Origin of the sequence: Saprospira grandis DSM 2844 (assembly GCF_000275825.1) — a bacterium.
In the GTDB taxonomy this organism is placed as follows: domain Bacteria; phylum Bacteroidota; class Bacteroidia; order Chitinophagales; family Saprospiraceae; genus Saprospira; species Saprospira grandis_A.
This window is the reverse complement of the sequence record NZ_JH719942.1, coordinates 2,967,713-2,985,890: the sequence shown is the minus strand read 5'-3', so window position 1 is coordinate 2,985,890 and position 18,178 is coordinate 2,967,713. Positions and strand designations below refer to the sequence as shown.

At 44.8% G+C, this 18,178-nt stretch carries 13 protein-coding genes; 4 read left to right on the top strand and 9 right to left on the bottom strand.

The genetic code is table 11. The annotated features are described in order from the left end of the window. Nucleotides 1-64 precede the first annotated feature (64 nt). Nucleotides 65-571 carry a hypothetical protein gene (locus SAPGRDRAFT_RS13585; RefSeq protein WP_002659819.1) on the top strand — a complete coding sequence of 169 codons (507 nt, stop codon included), beginning with the start codon at nt 65-67 and terminating at the stop codon, nt 569-571. Nucleotides 572-652: 81 nt separating this feature from the next. Next, nucleotides 653-1,438, top strand: a complete 786-nt coding sequence (locus SAPGRDRAFT_RS13580) for an SAM hydrolase/SAM-dependent halogenase family protein (protein ID WP_002659818.1) — start codon at nt 653-655, stop codon at nt 1,436-1,438. Nucleotides 1,439-1,881: 443 nt separating this feature from the next. Here SAPGRDRAFT_RS13580 and SAPGRDRAFT_RS19920 read toward each other — a convergent pair whose 3' ends face one another. The 6 genes from SAPGRDRAFT_RS19920 to SAPGRDRAFT_RS13545 all read right to left on the bottom strand — a co-directional run bounded on the left by SAPGRDRAFT_RS19920 (nt 1,882) and on the right by SAPGRDRAFT_RS13545 (nt 11,083). Then, nucleotides 1,882-3,780, bottom strand: coding sequence for a VWA domain-containing protein (locus tag SAPGRDRAFT_RS19920; protein WP_002659816.1), 1,899 nt, complete (start codon nt 3,778-3,780; stop codon nt 1,882-1,884). A 68-nt stretch (nt 3,781-3,848) separates the two neighbouring features. Next, complete coding sequence (locus SAPGRDRAFT_RS19915; RefSeq protein ID WP_002659815.1) at nt 3,849-5,366, bottom strand: AAA family ATPase; 1,518 nt, start codon at nt 5,364-5,366, stop codon at nt 3,849-3,851. 83 nt (nt 5,367-5,449) lie between these two features. Beyond that, nucleotides 5,450-5,593 (bottom strand): hypothetical protein, encoded by a 144-nt coding sequence (locus SAPGRDRAFT_RS23130; RefSeq protein ID WP_002659813.1) that lies wholly within the window; start codon nt 5,591-5,593, stop codon nt 5,450-5,452. A gap of 438 nt (nt 5,594-6,031) precedes the next feature. Continuing rightward, nucleotides 6,032-6,589: a LytTR family transcriptional regulator DNA-binding domain-containing protein gene (locus SAPGRDRAFT_RS13560; protein WP_002659811.1), complete on the bottom strand. Its 558-nt coding sequence runs from the start codon at nt 6,587-6,589 to the stop codon at nt 6,032-6,034. A 521-nt stretch (nt 6,590-7,110) separates the two neighbouring features. After that, nucleotides 7,111-8,970 carry a molecular chaperone HtpG gene (htpG, locus tag SAPGRDRAFT_RS13550; RefSeq protein ID WP_002659809.1) on the bottom strand — a complete coding sequence of 620 codons (1,860 nt, stop codon included), beginning with the start codon at nt 8,968-8,970 and terminating at the stop codon, nt 7,111-7,113. A gap of 541 nt (nt 8,971-9,511) precedes the next feature. Further along, nucleotides 9,512-11,083 carry a zinc-dependent metalloprotease gene (locus SAPGRDRAFT_RS13545; protein WP_002659808.1) on the bottom strand — a complete coding sequence of 524 codons (1,572 nt, stop codon included), beginning with the start codon at nt 11,081-11,083 and terminating at the stop codon, nt 9,512-9,514. 402 nt (nt 11,084-11,485) lie between these two features. On the opposite strand from SAPGRDRAFT_RS13545, the gene mdh reads away from it, so the two are divergent. Then, nucleotides 11,486-12,439 (top strand): malate dehydrogenase, encoded by a 954-nt coding sequence (gene mdh / locus SAPGRDRAFT_RS13540; RefSeq protein WP_002659807.1) that lies wholly within the window; start codon nt 11,486-11,488, stop codon nt 12,437-12,439. Nucleotides 12,440-13,700: 1,261 nt separating this feature from the next. Here mdh and SAPGRDRAFT_RS13530 read toward each other — a convergent pair. Then, nucleotides 13,701-14,366 (bottom strand): hypothetical protein, encoded by a 666-nt coding sequence (locus SAPGRDRAFT_RS13530; RefSeq protein WP_002659805.1) that lies wholly within the window; start codon nt 14,364-14,366, stop codon nt 13,701-13,703. Between the two features lie 185 nt (nt 14,367-14,551). Here SAPGRDRAFT_RS13530 and SAPGRDRAFT_RS13525 point away from each other — a divergent pair, with 185 nt between their 5' ends. Next, entirely contained in the window at nt 14,552-14,839 is a 288-nt protein-coding gene (locus tag SAPGRDRAFT_RS13525) for a transposase (RefSeq protein ID WP_014373321.1), read from the top strand. A 128-nt stretch (nt 14,840-14,967) separates the two neighbouring features. On the opposite strand, the gene SAPGRDRAFT_RS13520 is transcribed toward SAPGRDRAFT_RS13525, so the two are convergent. Together SAPGRDRAFT_RS13520 and SAPGRDRAFT_RS13515 are read right to left on the bottom strand one after the other, a co-directional pair. Then, entirely contained in the window at nt 14,968-15,654 is a 687-nt protein-coding gene (locus SAPGRDRAFT_RS13520; protein WP_002659804.1) for a hypothetical protein, read from the bottom strand. A gap of 358 nt (nt 15,655-16,012) precedes the next feature. Next, nucleotides 16,013-18,157: a CHAT domain-containing protein gene (locus SAPGRDRAFT_RS13515; RefSeq protein WP_002659801.1), complete on the bottom strand. Its 2,145-nt coding sequence runs from the start codon at nt 18,155-18,157 to the stop codon at nt 16,013-16,015. Nucleotides 18,158-18,178 lie beyond the last annotated feature (21 nt).

Here is an 18,178-nt window from a genome sequence, read left to right as displayed (position 1 = left end):
AAGGCCTTTTTTGGTCCTCTAAAAGCTTTTAGCTATATTCTGAACTCAAAAAATAATACAATTTATGCAAAAGAAAATGGGGCATACGCCCAAATTGATTTTAAAACTAGAAGGACAATACTGGCAACTCGCCCAAAACAAAACCGAAACCACTCCAGAGTTTCAAGCCCTAGCCCCTCCCCTACAACGGATGATGCTAGGCGCATTTTCGGCCCTCCTACTCAAAATTGATCGGGCAGCTGTCTATTTCTTTGCCGCCGAAAAAGAAGGACCCTCTGCTAGCTACCACTGCCTAGAAGAACAAGATGAACTCCTCCGATTGAAAATCCAACCCCTAGACGAAAAACAAAAAGCTAGAGAAATTGAACTCTCTTGCACAAATGACTATTTGAAAATCGTTGGTTTATTGCCTGCCCAAGCGGCCCTTTTCTATGAAAAAGCCAACTGGAAAAACTACAGCCAAGAAGAACAAGCCGCCTATGAGACCCAAATGCAAAAAATTGTCAATCAATTTGGCCAAGATATGCGGCAAGAAATCCAACAACAACATCAAACTAGAGAAAAACTTTAAGCGCCTATTCAATTGTTTATAAATTAAAAGCTGCTTTCACAAACTTCTTTTAATTTTGTGCTCGCTTAACCCATCTTTTTTATGCAAGCCTCTGGAATCATTACCCTAACAACCGACTTTGGTGTCCGCGATCATTATGCGGCCCTACTCAAAGGACATATTTTGTCGGAGGGGCAGGCTGTCCAATTTATCGATATCTCTCATCAGGTGCAGGCCTACAATATTGGCCAAGCGGCCTATTTGTTGGGCGCTAGCTTTTGGGCCTTTCCCAAAGGGAGCATTCATATTGTGAGTGTGCACAATTTCTATCAAGAACATCCCCGCTTTTTGGTCATTGCCCACAAAGGCCACTATTTTATTGGGCCCGATAATGGCGTTTTCTCTCTTTTGTTTAAAGAAAAACCCCAAGAAATTTATCAGCTCATTAGTGAGGAGCCCCCTTCTTTGCTTAGCATGCAGCGCCTATTTGCCAAGGCCTCTGCCCATTTGTTGGCCCAACAACCAATAGAGGAAATTGGCCGAAAAAGCAATGAACTACTCGAGCGCATTAGCCTCAATGCCGTGGTGAGCAAGGATTATATCCGCGCCGCGGTCCTCTACATCGATGTCTATGAAAATGTGGTCCTCAATGTAGACCGAAAACTCTTTGAGGAAATTGCCCAGGGCCGCTCTTTCGAGCTTTATTTCAAACGCTTCGACCCCATTAGCGACCTCAGTTTGCATTATGCCGAACAGGCCGTGGGCGAGGTCCTTTGTCTGTTCAACTCTTCCGGCTTACTAGAAATTGCCATCAATGCAGGCAAGGCCGCCTCTCTCTTTGGCCTAAAAGTAGACGATAGCGTCCAGCTCGAGTTTTTAAATGATTAGTAGAAGAGTGCATTTTTTTGTGCTCTTCTCTTTTTTTGGGGCCCGCGGCCAGCGAAGCTGGCCGCCGCTATGCTCTGCGGCTCGCAAGTCTGCTCGGCCCTGCGGCGGCTTTGCCGCCTTGGTCTGGCCTGCGGCCACCCCTGCGCAGCGCTGGGCCGCTCCTCTCTCTTTTTTGCTTTTGGCCATCTTCTTCGGCCCTTAATTTTATGAGGACTTTCGCCTTTATTTATGGTCCAGATACCCACCCTACAGGGCCGAAGGCCCGCAGGCTGAGGGATGGATAAGGGTGGCCGAAGGCCAGACCGAGCAAAAATGCGCAGCATTTTTTGCGAAGGGCCGAGCAGACCTGCGAGCCCTGACACAGCCCGACCCGAGCGAAGCGAGTGGGCAGCCCCAAAAAAAGAAAAAAAGTCCTGTCCAACCGAAGTTAGACAGGAGAAAATCTATTTTTTGCCTAAATTTTCTTGAAGCAGCGGAAGAATTTCACTCAAATCATTTCGGCAAGACCAAATATGATCGCAAAAATCTAGCTGTGGGTAAGAAGAGCCATGAGTATGGTAACCTCTAGTAACAATCAGGCTATTAAATTGGGTACCTTGGGCCTGCATGGCCTTAACCTCAGCCAAATCGCGGGCATTTAATCCTGCAAAATCGCCATCGCTAATGAGGAGAACATCGGCTTTTTGAAAATTGTCTTTTTCTAGCTGTTTGATAGCCGCTTTGAGCGCTGGGGCCACATCTGTTCCTCCATGAAAACTCTTCTGTAGAAAAGAAACTAGCCTTGGTAAATCTCGAGCAAACTGGCTAATTTCCAAGCATTCAATTTGGACAGAAAAAGAAATTAGATAAACAGGTCGTTGGTCTTGCAGACCAATTTTGCTCATGGCAAAAGCAAGTAATTTGGCAATTTCCTCTGGGGCGCCCCGCATAGATCCGCTAGTATCTACGGCTAAAATAAAAGGGCCTTTGGGGCTTTCTTTGGGAAGCAGCAAACGCTCTTCGTAGAAATGAGTTTCGGTACAATAGCCTTCAGCTTGATACTGAAAACTAGTCAATTGTTTTTCTGCAAACTTTTGGTAAAAAAGGTTCTCGGTTTCGGTGGTGCTTAAAAGGGCCAACTCAGAAGAAAGCAGACTATGCAGATCATTACTTCGCTGAATACCAACCACTTCCGTTCGACCATCTTGAAGAACGAGGGTTCCTCTTTGTTCTTCTTTTTGGATAGTCACCTCCTCAAATTCCTTTTTTTGTTCTCGGTGTCGGCCCAATAAATTGACCACTTCTTGGAGTTGTTTATTTTGCTCAATCAGTTGGTTATAGCGTTCCAATAAATGAAATCCTCGGTCTAGAAAAAAGCCTTTTCCATAGCCCCAAAGTTGGTGCAAAGGCAGCTCTAAGCCAATAGCATTAAGTTGTTCTTGGGTTTCCTTTAAGCTCAAAAGCATTTGCTTCAGCTCCCTATTGCAGCGATTGACTTCCTCTTGGGCCAATCTGTTTTCTTCGGCTCTTTTTTTCTTCATCAAAAAGCTTTCGAGCAGATCACAGAAGCGCTGTTTTAGTTGGGCAATTTTATGTTTGGCAATTTGGATATCGTCTTGAATCTGCTGATGCTTGAGGGGGGCGTTCTTATCCTTTAGTTTTTCTTTTAAGTCTGTTAAAAGCGATTGAAGCTGTGCTTTTTCCTCTTGTTCTTTTGGGCGATTATCCTGAATCCATTTGCCTGTTTTCAGGTCCAATTTGCCCAGTATTTTAAGGCCTGTTTTAGGTTTTTCTAAGTCCTGTAGTGCAGAATTGGCTCTAGCTATCCGCTTTTGGAGGTCCTTAATTTCTTCTTGTTGAGCAATTTCTGCTTGCTTCATTTTTTTATGGCTGCTTGTAATTTTTCTTTTTTGCTGCTTGATTTTTTGTTTGTAGCTGCTGCAAAGATATTCTTGATCGCCAAATAATGAGCGCAATTTTGCTCTAAGTCGATGATGTTTTTCGGATAAAAAAAGGTAGAAATCCTGATCTGCCATCAGTCTTAGTTGCTTAATAAAGGCCGTTTCAGCAGTAAAACCGAGCTGGCTAATCCGTTGATGAAGCGCTAGGAGGTGCTTTAGGAGTCTGATGGTTAGCAAGAGCTTCATTTCGGGCTCTTTTTCAATCAGTTTTTGTATTTCCTTGTCCAGAAAAAGGCTATTCATCAGCGTCAAATAGCAAGTATCAATAATAGAATACTGAGGATCTATATATTTCCATTGCGCTACTGCGGCTAGTATTTCTTCTTTGATTAGAGGCTCAAAAGACTCATTGTTGGCGGTAAAATCCTGAATCGCCTCTCTGGCGGCATTTAATTGGTCCATTTTATTTGTGTTGGCTAAGGCAGCAAAGTTTTTTGGGGCTTTACTGCCTTAGAGATGAAGGGAATAGTTTAGTTGCTTAGTTTTTGAATATCCTCTCGGCAGCTCAATTCTAGTTCATAGTATTTTTGATGTTGCTGCTTAGCGCCATTTTCGGCCAGCCGAATATTTTCTGCATTAGTGAAAAGATGGCTTTCCCACTGCTTGGCATCACAAACTTGCTGTTTGGCTTCTACCTCTTTTTTGATCTTTTTTTCAAGGGCCTTATACTCTTTGAGCAAGGGAGCTTTGTTGGGCAAAATAAGAACCTCTTCTAGGGCGATATCTTGTGAAGATGAATTTCCCCAGTGATCAACAGAAGTAGATTTAACTCTTAGTTCTCCAGTTATTTTTTTATAGACCAAAACAGGATATTGCGATTTTGAAGCATGAATATTAACCAAAGAGACCTCTTTAAAATGCTGAGCATAAAGTTTGTCAAAATCGCTTTTGGCAATAAGGTTATACTGCTTTTCAATACCGAAATCTGAATGGCTTAAGCCAAGAAGCTTATAATATTCTCTTCCTTTTATCTTATACACTTTTGGCGCATAGTTTTTTGTCCCAAACAGCTTATCAAGCTTTTTATGCAAGCGAGTATGTTCGGCATTAAGCTTTTTAAAGTCAGCAGTTTGCAGCTCTCCATATTTTTTAATCACGACTTGCAGCTGCTTGGCCAAATCATCAATTTGCTCAACTTGGTCCCAGAGACAATGCTTGATCAAAAAGCAATCTAGGCTGTTTGTTTTGCTGCGGCCATGCATAAAGGCAGAAGCTTTAAGTAGGCCCGTAATTTTTTTCCATTTACGGTCAGAGACATAAATAGGCGCCTCCTTTTTATTACTCTGAGCTAGGCTCTTTTTTAATCGGCAGATAATTTCTACAGACTCTGCAGATAGCTCGACCGCTTTGATCTTTTTTTGCCAATCTTCAAATTCATCTAGGTCAATTTTCTCTTCTTCTTTCAATTTCAAGCCATTAGATGCACCTTCTCCTTTCAAAAATTGCATAAAGTCATCTTCCGACTCAATATTATTGACATGAAAGCGCACAATAAAGCGATCCCAAAGCGCTTCTAAACCCAAGCCTTGACGAGGCAATTCATTTGAGGCGGCAATCAAGCCTTTGAGCTTAATTTTTTCTTCCTGCTCTCCATTTCGATACAGTTTTTCATTCATTACGGTAAGTAGGGCGTTCTGAATGGCTGGACCAGATTTCCAGATTTCATCCAAGAAAACAATTTCGGCCCCAGGCAAGTAGTTGGCTGTTTTGCGCTCGTATTTGTCTTCATTCTTCAGTTTGCTGATAGAAACTGGACCAAAAATTTCTTCCGGCGTGCTAAATTTAGACATGAGGTACTCAAAGGATTTCCCCCCTTTAAAAATTTGAGCCAAGCGTCTTGCAATTAGGCTTTTTGCTACACCCGGAGGGCCCAATAAAAAAATGTTTTCTTCGGCCAAAATGGCCAAAATAGCCAATTTAATGAGCTCTTCTCTTTCATAAAGGCTTTGGCTTAATGCCTTGCAAATCTTGTTAATCTTCTGTTTCATTGAATCAAGTTTTATGGTTAATTACTGTTTTAAAAAGCAGGCGGTATAGCAAAACCGCCTGCGGATCTTAGCTTAGAATTCGCTTAGCTGCTCTTCTTTTTTTGGTTCGGATTGAGCTGCTTCCCACGGTTTCCCTGGTTTTTTGAATAGGTTTTGTTGCTGCCGCTTGTCCCCTTATTGGCATTCTTGATGTCGGCCTGATGATTTGATTTCTTCTGTTTAGACATAAAAAAGTTTTAAATGATAAATGATTAAATATGGACATAGGATGCCCTGACCGCTTAATGCAGTTTTTTAATTTTGATTAAATTTTAATGGGATAATTAACTGACTAGCTGCCTTTTATGGCGGCTTTTTAAAGTTATAAGCTATTGGCTTTCGTTATTTTGCTTAGCCTTGCTTTTTTGTCTAAGACAAAGATAGGGCAAGCAGAAAGAGAAAAAAAATGGCCATTTTGCAATCGGTCCAAAAGCGGGGGTAATCGGTCCAAATTGGCCCTTTTTTAAGCTCAGTTTTGCGAAAAAAAACTGCAAAGCCTTTGTTTATCGGACTTTCAGCCATTTTGAAAAAAAATGCAACTTGGGGCTAATCCGCCAAGGCTGCATGAAAAAAGCGCTATCTCCAATCCGGAAATAGCGCTTTTAGCTTATTCAAAACCCTTAATATTAGTTGATTTCTGCCCTTTTGATCGTCTGAGCATCTTTTATCTGCCTAAAAATAGAGCGACTGATGTCCACCTGCTCTCCATTCACTAAACGAGCATGATAGGTTTTACTATCGTTATAAGGATTATTAAACTCATGAATAGATACAATGGCCCGCTTATTCACAATAATCGATTTGCCAGAGAGAAAGTCAGCCCCCAATTCACTTTTTAATTTATTCAACATGTTTTCAATCGGAATTTTTCGCTCCTTCCCCTCAAAAAGAAGCACCAAACGATCCGACTCCGCATATAAAATCTGCCGATGGTTAATGCAATAAAAATCTTTGCTGTCCTCTTCTTCCTGATTCATTTTCAGAAAAAAATAATGATTGTCTACTTCCGAAGCATTTCCCATGTTCAACATCGCCTGTTTTAGGGCCGCTGTATTGGGCAGCTGCATGTTCCCCTCCTTGAGCAGATTCGGGTTTTCTTGCAGATAAAAAATACCCAAAATACTGAGCAAAGAAAGACTAATGATGCCCGCCAACATGAAAATACCTTTAATAATTGTGTACATAAAAGCTTTGTTTTAGGATGAAGGTTGATTATGAACAACAATTTAAGATAAAATAACAGCGCTTCCAATTTTGTGCTCTTCTCTTTTTTTGGGGCCCGCGGCCAGCTTCGCTGGCCGCCGCTATGCTCTGCGGCTCGCAGGTCTGCTCGGCCCTGCGCGGGCTGCGCCCGCTGGGTCTGGCCTACGGCCACCGCTGCGCAGCGCTGGGCCGCTCCTCTCTCTTTTTCACTTTTGGCCACCTTCTCTGGCCCTTAATTTTATGAGGGCTTTCGCCTTTCTTTATGGTCCAGCTATCCGTCCTACAGGGCCGAAGGCCCGCAGGCTGAGGGATGGATAAGGGTGGCCGAAGGCCAGACCGAGCAAAAATGCGCAGCATTTTTTGCGAAGGGCCGAGCAGACCTGCGAGCCCTGACACAGCCCGACCCGAGCGAAGCGAGTGGGCAGCCCCAAAAAAAGATAAAAAAAGTCCTGTCCAACCGAAGTTAGACAGGACTGCACTGTATTCACTACTTACTAAAACACTACTTATTCATCCAGCTGAGGGCTTGTTGCACAAACTGGGTTAAGTCTGCCCCCTTGAGCATACCTTGTTGCAATTGGGCCAATTGATACAATTGCTTGGCCTTATCGGCATCTTTGCTTTCCAAAATGCTGCTGATTAGCGGGTGGTTGCTATTGACCACAAGATTGAAAAACTCGGGCATATTGTTGTTTCCGCCTTGGAGCATAGACATTTCTTGCATGCGGCGCATAAACTCTGGACGAGTAATCATGAGCGGGAAGCTATCGGGAGCAAGGGCCTCGAGTTGGATATTCACTTGGCTATTGCTGACAGCCGTGCGGAAAATCTCTTCGACCTCCTTGCTTTGCTCCTCATTGAGGATAGACTCCTGCTCTTCGTCTTTTTGGATCAATTTATCGACGCTATCGCTATCTACACGCACAAAGCGGGTATTTTCTAGCTCTTGCTCCAACTTTTGGATAAAATGCGTATCGATAACGCTATCAAATTGGAGGACATCATAGCCGGCTTGTTTGGCGGTTTGGATGTAAGCATCTTGGGCTTCTACTTGGTTGGCATAAAGGTAAATGAGCTGGCCGTTTTTGTCGGTTTGTTGCTCCTTGATTTGCTCCTTATACTCCTCTAGAGTGGCCAACTTGCCTTCGGTATTTTGCAAGAGCATAAACTTGCTGGCTTTTTTGGCAAACTTATCTTCAGAGATGTAGCCATACTTGATGAAGATGTTCATATTCTCCCATTTTTCCTCAAAGGTTTGGCGTTCTTTGCGGAAAATCTCCTGGAGTTTATCGGCCACCTTCTTCGTGATATAGTCCGTAATTTTCTTTACGTTACGATCACTTTGTAGGTAAGAGCGAGAAACGTTTAGAGGAATATCGGGGGAGTCGATCACGCCATGCAAAAGGGTAAGAAACTCGGGAACAATCTCTTTGACCTCATCGGTCACATAGACCTGATTGGAATAGAGTTGAATTTTATTGCGCTGCACCTCCATTTGGTTGCCCAATTTGGGGAAGTACAAAATACCAGTTAGATCAAAGGGATAATCGATATTGAGGTGGACCCAGAACAAAGGCGGTTCGCTAGTGGGGTAAAGCTCGTTGTAGAAAGCCTTATATTCCTCTTCGCTCAGTTCGTTGGGTTGTTTTTTCCAGGCTGGGCGAGGATTATTGATGATATTGGGAACCGTCTTCGTTTCATAAGTAGGTTCGTCCTCTTCATTTTCCTTGGGCAGTTCGATTTGCTCTTCACGGCTTCCGAATTGGATTTCGATGGGCAAGAACTTACAATATTTATCGAGTAGGCCTTGGATGCGGGCATCTTGGGCAAACTCATCATCCTCATCATTGAGGTAAAGGATCACTTCGGTACCGCGATCTGTTTTTTCGATATCCTCTAGGGTATATTCGGGATCGCCTTCACAGCTCCATTGAACGGCTTTGGCTCCTTCTTTATAAGAGAGGGTGCGCACTTCTACCTTTTTGGCCACCATAAAGGCCGAGTAAAAGCCAAGGCCAAAATGGCCAATAATGCTGGCTTCGTCTTGGTATTGCTCCAAAAACTCTTTGGCCGAAGAGAAGGCGACCTGATTGAGGTACTTCATCACTTCTTCTTCCGTCATACCGATTCCTTGGTCCTTAATGGTTAGGGTTTTGGCTTCTGGGTTGGCGATAATTTGGATGCGGGGGTTATCTACCTTGCCGGCTACTTCGCCACGGTTGGCTAGGGTAAGTAACTTAGAGCTGGCATCTACAGCATTGGCGACAAGCTCGCGCAAAAAGATTTCATGATCAGAGTAGAGAAATTTCTTAATAATCGGGAAGATATTCTCGGTTTGTACCGAAATGTTACCTTTCTGCATGTTGTGTTATTTTTTAGTCGATCTAAACAAGTTTATTGATCCATTATGGATCTCGGCAACTCTTTTTTCAAAGCTTGTTCCAAGGCTGCATTTGCTGACAGTTTGTCAGTTTTCGTCTTTTTCTGTCAGGAAAATTAAAATAGCAAAGGTAGTATTTGCGTTTTGCCTCTGGTAATAGCCAAATTTAAACGCACTCACTTTTATAGTTTGCAGCAATTTCCCGCTAGTCGGCCCTATTTTCCTTGGCCATAGCGAAGGCTATGCCCTTAAAAAATAGCTGGCCTAGTCAAAAATTCACAGCAAACCATAGCCAAAGCAGCGCGATTACATCTGGCTGAGGGATGGATAAGGGTGGCCGAAGGCCAGACCGAGCTTTTTGAGCAAAGCGAAAAAAGCGAAGGGCCGAGCAGACCTGCGAGCCCTGACACAGCCCGACCCGAGCGAAGCGAGTGGGCAGCCCCCAAAAAAACTCCCCTCAATTAGCATTGAGAGGAGTTAGGAAGAGGAAATCACTTTAAATGATTTCTGTATCAATTAGGGCTTAGGGTTGCACCACCACTTTGTGGCTAATGCGTTCTTGAGCCGTTTCGATTTGCACGAAATAAACGCCGGGGGCAAGGTTGTTGGTGTAGAGGGTTTCTACTTGTTTGCCGGGGGCGATTTGGATACTTTGGCTAGGCAACATTTGCTGGCCAAGTTGGTTAGTCAACTTAATGTTCACCTCAGTCAATTGGCTCACTTCGATTTCGATATTGAGTTCATCGTTATTCCCGATAGGATTGGGGAAAACGCGAGAAGACTGCAAAGGAAGAGCGGTTGTTTCGATGCCAGTGGCCCAGTCTGCTGTTGTGAAATCGGCGGGGGCAGAAACGAAGTTGCTACAAACATCGTAGGCGGTCATTCCTTGAACAGACCAGCGGTACTGCGCGTTAGGTTGTAGGCTCAGCCAGTAGAACTCATCGGTAGTGATATAGCTAGCTACGGGTACGGCTGCGCCTCCTACGATGCGCTCCAGTTTAACGAGATAATAGCTATTAGAAGCGTCGCCGGTCCAGCGCAACTCTACTTGATTGGGGCTACCGACTAGGGCGCCAGTGTTGGGCCAGTCAATAGAAGGAGCTGCCGAGCTATAGAGTGGGCTAGGGGTATCGAAGAGGTGGTATCCTCTAGACACAAAATCCAGGAGGATGGCATCTTTTTGCTCATCAGAGAACTGCGAGAGGCAGTTATCATTGAAATAGCTCATGAAGTTTGTTTCATCGGGATCAATCATTACGCTATCGGGATCGTAGAAAATGGCTGTTTGGGGACAGTTTGCGCGATCAGAAGAGTAATCGGGGCGGGTATCGCAGAAGCCATCGGCAGCGATTTGGCAATTTTCGCCAGCGGCGCCGCGGACTACTTTTTCTACTTGCATACCGCCCACTTGGCCGGGTGCTTTACCGTTTAGTTCCTCATTGGCGTAGCTAGTTCCTTCCCAACCGAAGAAGGTGTGAGCGAGAGTAAAGAAGTGGCCCAACTCATGCGTAAGCGTGGGGTCGCCGGGGCCTACCCCTGTTTTGAAAGAGAAAACTACATCCAAAAAGCTCGTATAATAAGCCAAAAACTCATCATTGGCTGTTACATTTCGGCCCACAAAGATGTTGAGCACTCCGGGCACCTTATAAAGGGACATGAAGTAGATGGCCGTAGGATTTCCAGAACCATTGCCGTGGTTATAGAGTAGGCTATTGGGAATGTAATTGATATTATAGATATAGAACTGGATGTTTTGGCCACGGTAGTCATCATTTAAGCGACAAACTGAGCCCAAAACACGCTCTACATCTACATAACCAGAACCATCATTTTCTCCACAGACATGAAACTGCAAAGGCACATAAGAAATGCTATCATTGGCTGCGCGGCTCGCTTTGAAGGCCGTAAACTCTTGCATGAGCTCGGCCCGATTGCGGCGGTGTTCCATCAAGCTATTTTTACGTTCTAGCTGTGTTTCTACTGTAGTTCCGCAACCAATATGGTTGTGGCCTGTTTGCTGAGCCTGTAGGCCCGAAAATGCGCTACCTCCCAACAGGCAGAAGAGGAAAAGTAGGCGGAATAAAGATGTTTGCATAAATATAAGCACTTTAGGATTTTATTAAAGCAGGCCTGCAAAAGCCCAAAAGTTAGTTCGCTTTGGTAGCGTCTATAATAATAACGTAGCAAAGCCTAGAGAGGTTTTTCGATTTTTTTGGGCCCACTGCTAAGCTTTTGTAAAAAAGTAAGGGCGAGCTTTAGAATCATCGAAAAAACTGTATATTAGCTGCTGTTCTTGGGCCTAAATTAAGGAATTCTTAATTATCCCTTGAGCAAAAGCCTAGCAAAATTACATTATATAGATGTATTGACAAAATGCCTTGGCGCATTTAGCCTAGAGTTAGGCCTGGCAAATGCCAAAGAATTTCATCCGCAGCAAAGAACGACAAGCGCTCTTTGCCTATTCAAAATATCCTATAAAACTTATATTCAATACAGTATGAAAAAAGTAACTGTAGTTGGAGCCGGAAATGTAGGTGCTACTTGCGCTAATGTTTTGGCTCACGAAAACATCGTGAACGAAGTAGTATTGCTAGACCTTAAAGGCGATATGGCCGCAGGTAAAGCCCTCGATAGCTTCCAACAAGCCCCCATCGATGGCTATAGCACTCGCATCATCGGTACTTCTGACTATAAATATACCGAGAACTCTGATATCGTAGTCATTACTGCGGGTATCCCTCGCCGCCCCGGCATGAGCCGCGACGACTTGATCGCTACTAATGCCAAAATCGTTACTGCCGTAACTAAATCTATCCTTGAGTATAGCGAAAACCCTATCATCATTGTGGTCTCTAACCCCCTTGATGTAATGACTTACGCTGCTTTCAAAGCTTCTGGTTTGCCCTCAAACCGCGTGATGGGTATGGCCGGTATCCTCGATACTGCCCGCTACCGCGCTTTCTTGTCTATGGAACTCAATGTTTCTCCCCGCGATATCCAAGCGGTGCTTATGGGTGGACATGGCGACACGATGGTGCCTTTGCCCCGCTACACTACCGTAGCCGGTATCCCCGTTACTGAACTTATCGAGGATGATAAACTCAATGCTATCATTGAGCGCACTAAAAAAGGAGGTGGAGAGCTCGTTAAACTAATGGGCACTTCTGCTTGGTATGCTCCCGGTGCTGCCGCTGCCCAAATGGTGGGCGCTATCGTGCGCAACGAACAACGCATTTTCCCTTGCTGCGCTTGGCTTAAAGGCCAATATGGCGTAGAAGATCTTTACCTCGGCGTTCCCGTGAAATTGGGTAGCAACGGTATCGAACAAATTATCGAATTGAAACTCAATGAGGAAGAAAAGCAGTTGCTCGATACTTCTGAAAAGGCGGTACGCTCTGTCGTAGAAACCTTTGAAGGTATGGGCTTGCTAGAAGAAAAAGAAGAGGCTTAGTCCTTTCTTTATCTCCGTCCAAAAGGCTTAAAAGTGGTGTTTACTGCTTTTAAGCCTTTTTTTTGGGGGCCTCCTGCCTGCGGCAGGCGCTACGCTTTGGGGCTCGCTGTTCGCTCGGCCCTTCGGCGCTTTCAGCGCCTTGGTCTGGCCTTCGGCCACCCCGCCGCATCGCTAGGCCTGCGGCGGCTTCGCCGCCTGCTAGCCGTGGCTGCAGGTTAAAACCAGCAGCCATGCAACAACCCCATTCTATACCTATAGTGCAGAGAGGATTAAAATCCTCTACCGCTTTGAACAAGGGTTATTTTTTTCTTCGATAGTTTGTTTTTTATCCCCCATAAATTTCATAATACCCCTAGGGCCAAGGCCCTAGGCTATCGAAAAAATTGTCATCCCCTCATTCGAGGGGATTTGCTGTTCCACTAGGCTCCATCAGCAAAGAAGGGCTTTAGCCCGCTCTTTGCATAGCCCCACAACCATGGGCTTTAGCCCATGGCCGCAGAACAACTCCACACAAAAAATCAGGGGTAAAACAATTGCTATGCTTACCGTAACTGAGCGAACTGACGGAGAAAGTCCTTGTTCGCTTTTTCTACTTGTAGCTTTCCATTAAGCTTCAACCCAAAGCTACCCAGCCACTAAAAGACGCTTTCTTTATCTCTCTTTCTTCAAAATACTAAGAAAAAGTTGAGGGACTAACGAAAAGCCACAGGACCGAAAAACCTAATAGCTCCTTTTCATATAAAGAACTTCTCCTCTATCTCTCCCCCATAGAACCCAAGAAAAAGTTGAGGGACTAATATTGAAATTTTATGTGTGCCCCTTTTTGCTGCCTAGGGACAAGCCCCTAGGCTAGCTTTTTCAGATAGCCCTCTGCGAGGGCCTTTGGATATGGCCCTTCTCTGCAAAAACAGATGAGCAAGGCCGTAAATCATAATTTGAGGCCCTTTAGGGCTGACTCCATTGGATTAGCCTAGGGGCTTGTCCCTAGGCGATGAATTACAGGCGGCTTTGCCGCCGCAAAGGAGCGAAGCGACTGGCCTAGCGATGTGCAGGGGTGGCCGAAGGCCAGACCCAGCGGGCAAAGCCCGCGCAGGGCCGAGCGAGCAGCGAGCCCCGAAACGTAGCGCCCGCCCAAGGCGGGAGGCCCCTAAAATCACACTGATAAAAACATTGAATGTAAAGTCATTACAAAAGCAGCTAGCTCTATGTTTTCATATCACACAAAAGCCGCCTGTGAACGTTAATTAGTATAGATACTGGCTTATTTCCAGTTAAGTTTTACTTGTTTAATTCCCCCTTCTTTTGACTCATAGTTTAATACCGCAGTACCTTTCTTGAGCTCTATCAAATTAAAACTTTCTGATATATCTATTACTTCTATTAAATCTTTCAAGTCAGTTTCAGCTAGAATAACTTTATCTACTACATCTACAACCACAATCGTATCCTGTGATACAGTGAGCTCTAAGATGATATTCTCAACAGTATCTTGAGCTAAAATATTTTGGGCTATGTATGGCATACGGAGTTGCCCATTTTCATCAACTGAATAGTAGTAGTTGTCTACGCAAAAATTTCCACAACTTTTAGTCAATGAGATCACTTTTTCATTTGACCAATCATATTGTAGTATAAATTTCCCCTTGGTTTCACATTGATATTTACATCCCAAAAGTTGCTTTTGACAAGGCTCTATAATTTTATGACATATTGAGATATCAAAAAACGCACTATCAACTAAAACATAATTCATTGAAAAAAAGTCTGTTTCTACTCCTTCTGGCAATTCAATAACACAGGTTTTTAATACATCCTCTATTTCATTTTTAAGGTTCTCTTCTCTGCTAGAAGTGCAGGAGTAATTAGCAGTTACATAAATAATGATAAATCCTATATAGATCCACCTTGGGTTTAAAAATATTTCCATTGAAAGCCTTTATTTGGATTACTAAATTTTATTCCCCCCTCCATAGAAATTTCTATATTAAAAATAGGATCTATATTGGGCCCCAAAAACATTGTTTTGCCCTTAGCCCCAAAATTAGGACAGTAGTTTAAGGTGGAAAAATGAAAGAAAAAAGTCGTATAATGAAGCACTAAATTACAAAAGAGATGAGAAAGAAACGTCGTAATTTCAGTTCTAAATTTAAGGCAAAAGTGGCCTTAGAAGCGCTAAAAGAGCAATTAACCTTGGCAGAATTAGCGACAAAATACGAGCTACATGCAAATCAAATATCGGCCTGGAAGAAAGAGCTTTTGGCCAATAGTTTTTTGCTTTATGAAAAAAAGCGAGGCCCCAAAGTGGATGCTGATGAAGAAAAAGAAGCCCGTTTATATGAGCAAATAGGCAAGTTGCAGTTTGAGCTGGACTGGCTTAAAAAAAAATATAGGGGAATGTGATGAAGCGTTAAGACTGAGCCAAATAGCAGCTCTGCCGCTGCGCGGCCCCTAGGCCTGCGGGCCTTCTGCTGTGGCTGCAGCTTGAACCCCTCATGAAGTTAAAATCTAGCAGGATATTAAAAATATGCTTACCATAGGCGCCTTATCAAGCCATAATATTGTTTACTTAACTTGCTATAAATGTAGTGTACCTCCTTCAACTCAAATTTCCCTTCATCGCTAACTACCCAAATATCTTTTTTTATAGCATCATCTGGAGTCGGACGCTCTGATTCCTTTGTGCTGTCCATAATGTGCACATAAATCTCCGTACTCCCATAATTTATATATGAATAATAGGTATCTAAAACCCCCACTTCCTTAAAGTGTTTAGCCGCTAAGCAATCTATTAGACGCCCATTTTTTTTGTAAGTAAGGAGACAATACATTTCAGTATAGGGCTCTTCTTCCCAATATTCAAAAGAAGCTAGTATGGGTTCAGGCTTTCCTGTCTCTAGAGGCCACATTCCTTTCAAAGATAAATTCCCCTTTCTCCCTGGAAGTATTTTATTTTTCAATGAATCACTAATAGGACCTGAACGAACTTTTTTAAATAAAGAAGCTATATCTTTTTCATTAAGATCATCTCCTAGAAGCAGGTCTTTTAAATAGAACGCCTTGGCCTCCTCAATCTTTCTTTGTTTTCTTGCTAAAACCGCTAAAGAATCATCTAGTCCTTTTTGGCTTTCATCTTCTCTATCTAACGGTTTAGCTAGGCAGCCCCCTATAAGTACTGCTGCAAGTAGCAGCATCTTTAAGAAAAAAAATAGGCGCATAGATTAACTACTTTTAGAGCGTATTTAAAGTTTTCTATTTATTCTTTTTGCGGCCTAGTCTACTATATAATGTAGGCAATAGCAAGGACCATGGCCGAAGGCCAAACGGCCACAACAAGCCCTTTAGGGCGTCTTCGACGACCGAAGGGAGTAACCGATGTGCAGGGGTGGCCAAAGGCCAGACCAAGCGGGCGCAGCCCGCGCAGGGCCGAGCGACCCGACCAACGGGAGCCGACGCAGCGAAGCAAGTAACAGCGAGCCCCGAAACGACAACAAGGACTTTAGTCCGCAGTTCGACGACCAACGGGAGTAACCGCCGCAGCTTTGCTGCGGAGGCCCAAAAAAAAAGAAGCATTTCCTAATCGTTCACTGCTGTATTGCGGCCCAAATCTAAGCGATTGATGCGCCAGAAAAAAATGAGCAGGGCCAAAAGGCTGAAGCTGGCCAAAATAGAATAGAGCCAATATTGTTCAAAAAAACTTCTTTTGGCCAGGGCCATCGTTTGGCGGTCGCCCAGATAGAGGTAGCCGCTCCAAAACTGAGGGGCCGCCCATTCTGAGCTCAGTAAAAGGCTCAGTTGGGCCTCTCGAAAAGCCTCCTCTTTTTGGTAGCCCTTGGCCAGTAAATCGTAGAAAATGGACAAAAAAGCGGCTTCGGCTTCGGCAGATTTGGACCAGCGGCTCAGCAAAAGCGAAGAGCAGCCATCATGAGCAAAAAGATGTCGCCAGCGCAACAGCTCCTCGGCCTCGGCCTGTCGCTCGGGCAAAGGCACAAAATAAAGCAGGGCCGTTTGTATGGGCAACTGTTGGAGCTGCCAAGCCGACAGACTATCGGCAGCAAATAGATAGGAAGCCTGGGGACCTTTTTGGGCCAAAGCCAAATGCAGCAGGCTATAATCGCCAGAAGCCGCCAGGGGCTTAAAATCGGCCAAACTGGCCTCCTTGGCCCGATAAAAAGAGCCTCTAAAGCGCTGAAAAAGCAAATCGAAGCCCGAAGTGGGCAGCAAGCCCATAGCTGGTGCCCGCTGATCTATGGCCAAGACATTTTTGCCCAAATTGGCCTTTTGGCTGCTGCTATCTGTGGGCAAAAAGCGATAACTCAGCTCCAGCTCCTTCATCAAATAGGGCAATTCGGCATAGCTTTTTTCTTCCGTAACCGCTTGGCGCAAAAGGGCCTCAAAAGGCAGCTGCCAGAGGGGACCATCCAGATAAAGCTGTATTCCTTCTTTGTTTTCGGCCAGTCCGAGGGCCAAAAAGCGCTTATAAAAGCTATGCGCCTGCTGCAAATAGACCTTAGAGGGTTGCGTATTTTTTTGGGCCAATAGGCTGGCTAGTTGCGCCGTTGCCTGTTGGAGATCCTCGCTGCGGCCCAGTTTCCAGAAGCCCAGTAGTTGTTCTGCGTCGGCGGCCAAAAGGTAGCTTTCTTCTTGGGCGGTATAGTAAAGCAAAAACTCTTCGTTTTCCTTCAGTTGCTGCCGCAATTGGGCCAGACTAAATTGGGGCAAGGGCGCATAAGTAAGCGCATAGCGGCTAGGCGATTCTTCTGCTAGGCGAGCCTGCCAAAGGGCCAAATTGGGGGTGGTTTGTCCAGCCAAAAGCAGACTATCGCTGCGAACATCCTTTCGTTGAGGCCAGAGCAATGCTCTTTTTTGCCAAACTCTAGCTTCTAGGGCCAGCTGCAGCGCCTGCTCAAAATACTGCCCTTGGGCCTCTTGGCTAAACTGCTGTTGGTAAAGGGCCACCGACTGCTCCCAAACTGCTGCGCTGAGGTTTAGCAAGCGTTTTCTCAAGGGGCTGTAAGGCCGCAATTGGGTCCAGGCTTGTTCTAGTTTTTGGCGACTCACCTGCAAGGACAACAAAGCTGATTTTGCGGGTTCCCAGCTGGCTTGTCGGCTCAAAATTTCGGCTTCTAATAATAGGCTCTCGGCCTGTTGGCCCAAACTAGCCAAGAGCTCTAGAGACTTTTCGGCCAAATACTTTTTGCGAAAGCGGTTTTGGCTTCGCTGCAGCTCTAAAAAATAAGCTTTAGCCAAGAGAAACAGCTGTTCTTCTCGGCTCAGGAACTGAATCGCCTGCTCCAAATAAATAGAAGAGCTGGGGCGTTTTTCGGCCAAATGCAGCAGGATTTTGCCCCAATAGGCCGTTCCTTCCAAGCCCTCCCAATAAGAGAGGGCCTTTTCTGTATCTTCTTGAATCAGGGCTTGGCCTGTTTTCCAGCGCCAAAACAGGCGCAGGCTATCTCCCTGCTCGAGGCTATCTAGCAGGTTGAGGCCCTCTTGCCAAAAAGGCGCACGATTAGGCAGCGGCAGCTCGCCCAATAATTGGAGATAAGCTAAGCGGTCTGCGCCCTCCAAACTGGCTAAGGCCGTTTGGGCGGCTGCTTGGGCGCCTTCCCAATCTAGGGTGGCTTGGCGATTTTGAATGCTAGAAAGCGATTGGCCAAAGCTGCTAAAAGCAGTCAAGCCAAGAAATAAGACGGTAAAAAGGGGCTGTATTCGAGCCATAGGAGTAGCACTAAAGGTGTT